The sequence below is a fragment of the Chamaesiphon sp. OTE_8_metabat_110 genome (assembly GCF_031382685.1).
Lineage (GTDB): Bacteria > Cyanobacteriota > Cyanobacteriia > Cyanobacteriales > Chamaesiphonaceae > Chamaesiphon.
Genome location: NZ_JANMZA010000418.1, coordinates 1 through 6275 on the forward strand (window position 1 = coordinate 1; position 6275 = coordinate 6275).

The following is a 6275-nucleotide window of genomic DNA, read 5'->3' on the forward strand; positions in this document are numbered from 1 at the left end:
GAATTGCGACTGCGGAGCGATTATGGACTTAATGTTTTAGCAATCGGACAGTCTCAAAATTTTGATATCAACCCAAAACCAGATCGGCGGCTCCATCAGAACGATGTGTTAGTGGTAATCGGGACTAAATCGGATCTAGACAGGTTGCCACTTTGAGCAAACGTCGGCGTTGCTAAATTTGACGATTAATTGTTTTATCGATCGAGATGTTTTGATAAATGTCATCAAGAAACTATCATTGATAATCTCTGAATATAAGTGCGATCGGATTTATTTACGTGCTTTCCAAGTACCACCATAAACATAGTCAGGATTATCTCGATCGAGCAGTTGCCAGCAATCATCGCAGACAAATTGCCAATCACCCGATCGATCTACCCGAACGCGATACAAAACCTTGGCGGAGAGTTGGCATCGATCGCATATTTTAGTCCGAATTCTTGCCATAAACTAACTACAAAAGTAAGCACGCGTGACTTTGCTAAATCGCGCTTTCTACACGATTATTATAAATTAAAATAGACTAGAAATTAGCTGAAACCCCAACCCGATAAGTTCTACCTGGACTGTAAATCCGATTTACTTTTTCGTACTGAACATCGGCTAGATTTTCGACATACAAATTAATACCGACATGCTCACTTACAGGGATGCGTGCGCCCAGATCCAAATTAAGGAAAGATGGGATAAAGTCAGTACTAACTTGTCCGGGATTGGTGAAAAATGCGCGGCGCATACCCGCATTATAGTTAGTCAGCAGATTGACTTCCCAACCTTTATTGGCATAACCGATACCCACTTGAGCGACGGAATAGGGAATGAGCGATAGTTGTAAACCTCGCTCTGTACCCGTCTGAATTTTGGCATCTGTGTACGTGTAATTGGCAAATGCCGACCATTGCGGCGTTATTTGTTGTTTGAAGCCAATTTCTAAACCATTGGTGCTTACCTGCCCGATATTCGCCCACTGCGTAACCGTTGGACTGATTGCTTGCGTCGCCAGTCGATCGTTTAAACTACTGCCAAAGTAGGTAATCGTCCCGGTAGAGGTAGGACTCACAGCCAGATCGAATCCCGCCGTCCAAGTTGCGCCTGTTTCTGGTTTGAGATTGGGATTGGGGAACCAACCGTGGACGGTATCATAGAGATATAGTTGGTCGAGTCCGGGATTGCGTTGTGCGCCAGCGACAGATGCTCGGAGCGCGAGATTAGGGGTGATTTCCCACCGCGAGCCGAGACTGGGATTGAGATAGTTACCAAATTGCGAGTTAAAGTTTTGGCGGACGCCTAGATCTACGGCAACTCGGTCGGTAAGTTTCCAGGTATCGACGGCAAATAAAGCTGTATTGAAGACGTTGCGATTTTCGACCTCATTAAAGGCAATCCGGCTGGGAACGGTGCTAGTTGAGGTGCCATTAAGTTTACGATTTTGAATTTCACCACCCCAGCGGAGCGTATTAGTCGCCGAAGTTTTCCAGTTATGCTCTACTCTCCCAGTGATGGCTTGAGTATCGAGCGTACCCGTGCGATTATTGTTACCGCTAGGGCCAAAAGTTTCAAAATAATCTTGAGTATAACCGATCGTGGTATTGAGTGTCGAAGTTTGGTTGGTGGCTAATTGAGACCGCCAATTTAATCCTAAATTGAGGTTATCATGGTTTAACCTGTCGCGTTGAAAGGGAAATCCAAAGTACACCAAACCCCGCCGACTGGCAGTTTTTGTCACATCGAAATCGAGCTGATTGCGATCGTTAATTGTCGCCGAAATATTACCAGAATAGCTAATTAGGTCGGTATCAGCATTAGTCAGTTTACCTGTAGCCGGGTCGCGATTGGCTGCACCGACGGGAACACTATAATTATTATCGATCCGATATTTTTCAACCCCAATTCGATAGTTTAATTTGCGATCGCCGCCAGTATAACTCGCTCGATAATCTTGACGACCATAAGAGCCAAGTTCTGCCGACACTCTGGTTTCCGGCGTGCCCCGATAAGTTTTGGTGATAATATTTACTACCCCGCCAAAGGTTTCGGAACCGTAGATAATAGTACTAGCACCACTAGATAATTCGAGCCGATCGATCGCATCGACGGGAATACTATTGAGATCTGTTGCCCCATGATAAGTATTAATATTATTGCCGATCGGGCGACCATTGAGCAGAATGATAAATTGATTTATCGATGCACCGCGATAATAAGTGCCAGTGTGAATATCTGCCCCATAGCCAGCATTATTAATCGCAAACCCTGGTAAATTATTTAATGTATCAGCAACATTTTTCGATCCCTGCCGCTCGATTTGTTGGCTATCGATCGTGTAAGTTGGCGTCGATTTTGGTAAGTATAATTTTCGCTCTCCAGTAACATCGATCGTGAGTTCTGGTTCTGCTGAAGCGGGTGTTGGGGCTGGCAGGGCTGATGGCGGTGGTACCTGGGCAATTTCGGTTTGAGATTGATGTTTAGCTTTGGGACGGTTGTTTCTCCCATCGGCTAGTAAGACACTACTAGATTTTGCAACAGTGTCGTTCGGGATAGTAGCTGTAGCGGCAAGTCGATCTGTAGCTTGCGCGATCGTCATGAGAAAAAAAGTTGCAAATAATTTACTTGCATTTATAGTTAGTCGATGGCGATCGCTAGTCATTGGATTTGAGATTACATAATTCGGTCGCACTATACATAACGTATTCATCTAGTGCAGGTCAAATGACACAGCGTCAAGCACCCTGGGCAAATTGCGGTATTGTAGGAGAAATATCGTTTTAAAATTTCATGGTGCCGCTTCCAGATCGCCGTCCCAAACAACTCGCCCTTGGTTCCCTCGAACGCGAAATTATCGAAATTGTGTGGGAACTCGGTACAGTTACCGCCAAGGATATCCACGATCGAATTTTGAGCGATCCCGATCGTGAATTGGCATATGCTTCGGTCTCAACGATCCTCAATCGGTTAACCCAGAAAGGGTGGCTCACCTGCGATAAACAGGAGCGCAGCTATCTTTGGCAAGCACGGATTTCGGCAACTGAAGCCCAAGCTCTCACCGCTTACGAACATTTAAATCAATTTTTGGCAGTGGGTAATCCTGATGTTGTCGCCGCTTTTGCTGACGATCTAGATCGTGCTAGCATGGCACAACTTGAAGCGATCGCCCAAAAACTCCAAGCCATCCGCCAAGCCAAGGAGGAACAGTAATGCACTCGATCGTCTTATTTAGTATTTTCGGTCTAGCTTGGTGTGTGCGCTTCACTTGGACTGAAATGGCGCATACTCCTTGGATCGATCGATGGGATCGGACGCTGACATTATTTTTATTGCCCCCACTGTTATTATTTACCAGTGCGATCGCGATTATTTGGATGGGGCCACACGGACGGATGGTGTGGGTGGGTAATGATTGGCTCAGTTACGATCTGGCGATCGGTTTTTTAGGATTGGCGACACTTTATTGGTGCAAACTAGCTGGCTCTGGCTGGCAGATGTTGCAGCAGGTTCGCACTTATCCGATCGTTCGACTCAGTAGCAACAATGTTCGCCTCATCGATCTCCCTACTCCATATAGTGCCCAAATTGGTTTTTGGGAGCCAGAATTAGTCATCACGCAGGGGTTACTAGATACCCTAGCCCCAGAGCATTTAGAGGCTGTTTTAGCCCACGAGCAGGCACATTATCAGTATCGAGATACTTGGTGTTTTTTCTGGTTGGGATGGGTGCGCCAGATGACGCGATGGCTGCCGCAAACCGAGTCGATCTGGCAGGAACTGTTAATGTTAAGAGAGCTGCGTGCCGATCGGTGGGCATCCGCACAGACCGATCCCTTGTTAGTTGCCGAAGCACTACTATCGATCGTGCAGTCTACTCCGGTTTTCCCCGAATACTTAGCTGCGGCTTTTAGTCAGATGAATGCGACAAATCGGCTCGATTGCCGGATTGAAGCTCTGTTAACTACTCCAGAAGCGATCGAACGCCCGAGTATTTGGTCTTGGGCTTGGCTCCTATTGGCATTATTCCCGCTATTGGCGATCCCTTTTCATATTTAAGATTTCCTAGACAGTCCAATCACGCGATCGCATCATCAATTGCATCAGCGGCTCTGAGCTAAGCCGCTGTAATTGTCAACCTTTCTGATTTTGGGACTTAAAACGTCCGGCAATAAAGTCGCGGCGATGGGCGTGTTTAGTCGATCTCCCGGTAACGCGTTTGCGCCACATCCGAAAACTAGAAGCTTTCATCTCGCGGCGCATCAAGGCGATGACTTGAGGTTCGCTCAGCCCAAATTGCAACTCGATCGCTTCAAATGTAGTGCGATCTTCCCAAGCCATTTCCAGCACTCGATCGATCGTTTCGGAATCTAATTCAGGTAATTCCATTGAATTTAAAAGGTAAGAGGTAAAAGGTAAGGGGTAATAGGTAATAGGTAATGATTCTCTCGATCGATACCTCAGTCTGTCGTTGTCCAATTAAAGATTGGTTAACTAAACAACCCCTAAAACCCAAAGCCTAAAGCCCAAAGCCTAAAGCCTTACTTTATTATGGTCGATCGAGCTACTGTCTGGGCAAACACGCGGCGGAATCCATCTTTACGAGTGGCGGCTGGTTCGTTAGTCAATTTCCACAGACTTTCATAAAAGAAGAAAGATACACCTGCTAGACCCTGTTTGCGAACGGCGGCGATTTGAGATTGGATTTGTTGCATCGATATGGGTTTGGGTTTGACGCCAGTGAGGATACCGATACCCACCGGGATATGGAGACTAGCAAGCTTGACTTCTGACTTTTTGAGTTCGCCAATAAATGTCTCTAACTTATCTCGATAAACTTGAATTAATAGTTCTTCAACTAAGCCTTGACGTTCCCATTTTGCCCAGTCTTGGAGGAAGGCGCTTTTGGCATAACCTTGAGGATTTGGTGAAATTGACACGATCGCTTTTGGGTTGACAGCTTTAACTGCGACGAACAGTTCGCGCATTAGGTTGGTGATTTTGTCAGCACGCCAGTTAATCCACTCTTCATTTTTGGAATCTGTCGGTGGTAGTTTGCCTTGATGTTCGCGTTTGTATAAATCGACTGTAAATTTATCGTAGCCGAACTCAGAAGGTAATCCAAAGTGATCGTCAAATTGAATTCCATCGACATCATATTTACGGACTACTTCGACGACTAAATCGACGATAAATTTTTTAACTTCTGGCTTAAAAGGATTGAGCCAAACGCGCGGATCTTTGCCTTCTTTCCAGAGGGTGCCACCGTCTTGTTTTTGGGTCAACCAATCAGGATGTAGCTTGGCAAAGTCAGAGCCAGCCGGATCGGAAGTGCCCGGTAACATCAAGCCAAATTCAAACCAGGGAATGACGGCAATACCTTGTTTGTGACCTTGAGTTACCATTTCTTTGAGGACATCGCGCCCTTCTAAGCCTTCGGTTTTAGTTAGCTTTCTATTAATTAGAATTCCTGCCGATTTTTTGGGCATCAAACTACTACCGACGAGCCGTTTGGCAACTTTGCTCGGGTAGGTGGTATAGCCCCAATTCCAGACTACTGGATAAATAGTATTAAAGTTAAGTTGGCGGAGATCTTTAATCGCGGTTGCTAAGCGATCGCGAGTAAATAAGACATCGCTATCGACGTTGGTAATCCACACGCCACGAATTTCTCGTGTCAATTTAGATGGTAGCAGCGATCGCGACCAAATTGCGGGGGTATTTAATGTAAGAATTAGTCCGAGTGTCACACACAATCCAAACCAAAATTTGCGATTTAACATTTAGCTTAACAAAAATAGCTGGCGGTTTATTATATTACCTTAGATCCGATCGATTATATTTTTCTGACGCTCGATCGTCCAGTGTAACTCGGATGTTTGGGATAATTTTACTTGTATCAATCCGACTCGATCGATTAATTCTCGGACTTCAGCGAGTGTCAGTGCTGCTTTGAGCGAGTCTTGAAATAACTGCTGTTGCTGAGGATCGTAATTACTCCCAAATTTAGCAGCTAGCTCATTGACAACTCGATCGTTTTCTGGTCTGATTAAATCGCGAATTAAGATTGCCCCATCTAATTTGATGAGCCGTTTAATCTCCTGAAATAGTAAATATGGCTCGGGCAGATGATGGACTAAACTATTAGAAACTATCATGTCAAACTCTAGATCGGGATATGGCATCCGTTTGGAGTCTACCCGTTCCAATCTAATCCGCTGAGTTAGTTGCGCCGCTTCTACATTGCGTTGACCGATAATCAGCATCGATTGTGCCAAATCGATGGCTGTAAAT

Annotated in this window: 8 protein-coding genes; 3 read left to right on the forward strand and 5 right to left on the reverse strand. The window is 45.4% G+C overall.

Going from position 1 to position 6275, the window contains the following annotated elements:
- The first annotated feature begins 3 nt into the window (after positions 1-3).
- Complete coding sequence (locus tag RMO52_RS15425) at positions 4-156, forward strand: TrkA C-terminal domain-containing protein (protein ID WP_310415855.1); 153 nt, start codon at positions 4-6, stop codon at positions 154-156.
- 114 nt (positions 157-270) lie between these two features.
- Here the strand turns inward: RMO52_RS15425 and RMO52_RS15430 are convergent, their stop codons facing one another.
- Both RMO52_RS15430 and RMO52_RS15435 read right to left on the reverse strand, forming a co-directional pair.
- On the reverse strand, positions 271-447 hold the full coding sequence (locus RMO52_RS15430) for a hypothetical protein (protein WP_309743849.1): 177 nt from the start codon (positions 445-447) through the stop codon (positions 271-273).
- Between the two features lie 76 nt (positions 448-523).
- Positions 524-2647 (reverse strand): TonB-dependent receptor, encoded by a 2124-nt coding sequence (locus RMO52_RS15435; RefSeq protein WP_310415844.1) that lies wholly within the window; start codon positions 2645-2647, stop codon positions 524-526.
- A 128-nt stretch (positions 2648-2775) separates the two neighbouring features.
- On the opposite strand from RMO52_RS15435, the gene RMO52_RS15440 reads away from it, so the two are divergent.
- Together RMO52_RS15440 and RMO52_RS15445 are read left to right on the forward strand one after the other, a co-directional pair.
- Positions 2776-3195 (forward strand): BlaI/MecI/CopY family transcriptional regulator, encoded by a 420-nt coding sequence (locus RMO52_RS15440; RefSeq protein ID WP_310415847.1) that lies wholly within the window; start codon positions 2776-2778, stop codon positions 3193-3195.
- On the forward strand, positions 3195-4040 hold the full coding sequence (locus RMO52_RS15445) for a M56 family metallopeptidase (protein ID WP_309743855.1): 846 nt from the start codon (positions 3195-3197) through the stop codon (positions 4038-4040). Before RMO52_RS15440 ends, RMO52_RS15445 begins: the two co-directional genes overlap by 1 nt.
- A 75-nt stretch (positions 4041-4115) precedes the next feature.
- On the opposite strand, the gene RMO52_RS15450 is transcribed toward RMO52_RS15445, so the two are convergent.
- The 3 genes from RMO52_RS15450 to RMO52_RS15460 all read right to left on the reverse strand — a co-directional run.
- Complete coding sequence (locus tag RMO52_RS15450) at positions 4116-4370, reverse strand: TIGR03643 family protein (protein ID WP_309743857.1); 255 nt, start codon at positions 4368-4370, stop codon at positions 4116-4118.
- Between the two features lie 152 nt (positions 4371-4522).
- Complete coding sequence (locus RMO52_RS15455; RefSeq protein WP_310415850.1) at positions 4523-5764, reverse strand: glycoside hydrolase family 10 protein; 1242 nt, start codon at positions 5762-5764, stop codon at positions 4523-4525.
- A 39-nt stretch (positions 5765-5803) separates the two neighbouring features.
- A partial coding sequence (locus RMO52_RS15460; RefSeq protein WP_310415852.1) for a class I SAM-dependent methyltransferase occupies positions 5804-6275 on the reverse strand: 472 nt, incomplete at its 5' end.

Coding starts and splice junctions, on each gene's coding strand:
- RMO52_RS15430 (WP_309743849.1), bottom strand. CDS start 447: ATGGCAAGAATTCGGACTAAAATATGCGATCGATGCCAACTCTCCGCC.
- RMO52_RS15435 (WP_310415844.1), bottom strand. CDS start 2,647: ATGACTAGCGATCGCCATCGACTAACTATAAATGCAAGTAAATTATTT.
- RMO52_RS15440 (WP_310415847.1), top strand. CDS start 2,776: ATGGTGCCGCTTCCAGATCGCCGTCCCAAACAACTCGCCCTTGGTTCC.
- RMO52_RS15445 (WP_309743855.1), top strand. CDS start 3,195: ATGCACTCGATCGTCTTATTTAGTATTTTCGGTCTAGCTTGGTGTGTG.
- RMO52_RS15450 (WP_309743857.1), bottom strand. CDS start 4,370: ATGGAATTACCTGAATTAGATTCCGAAACGATCGATCGAGTGCTGGAA.
- RMO52_RS15455 (WP_310415850.1), bottom strand. CDS start 5,764: ATGTTAAATCGCAAATTTTGGTTTGGATTGTGTGTGACACTCGGACTA.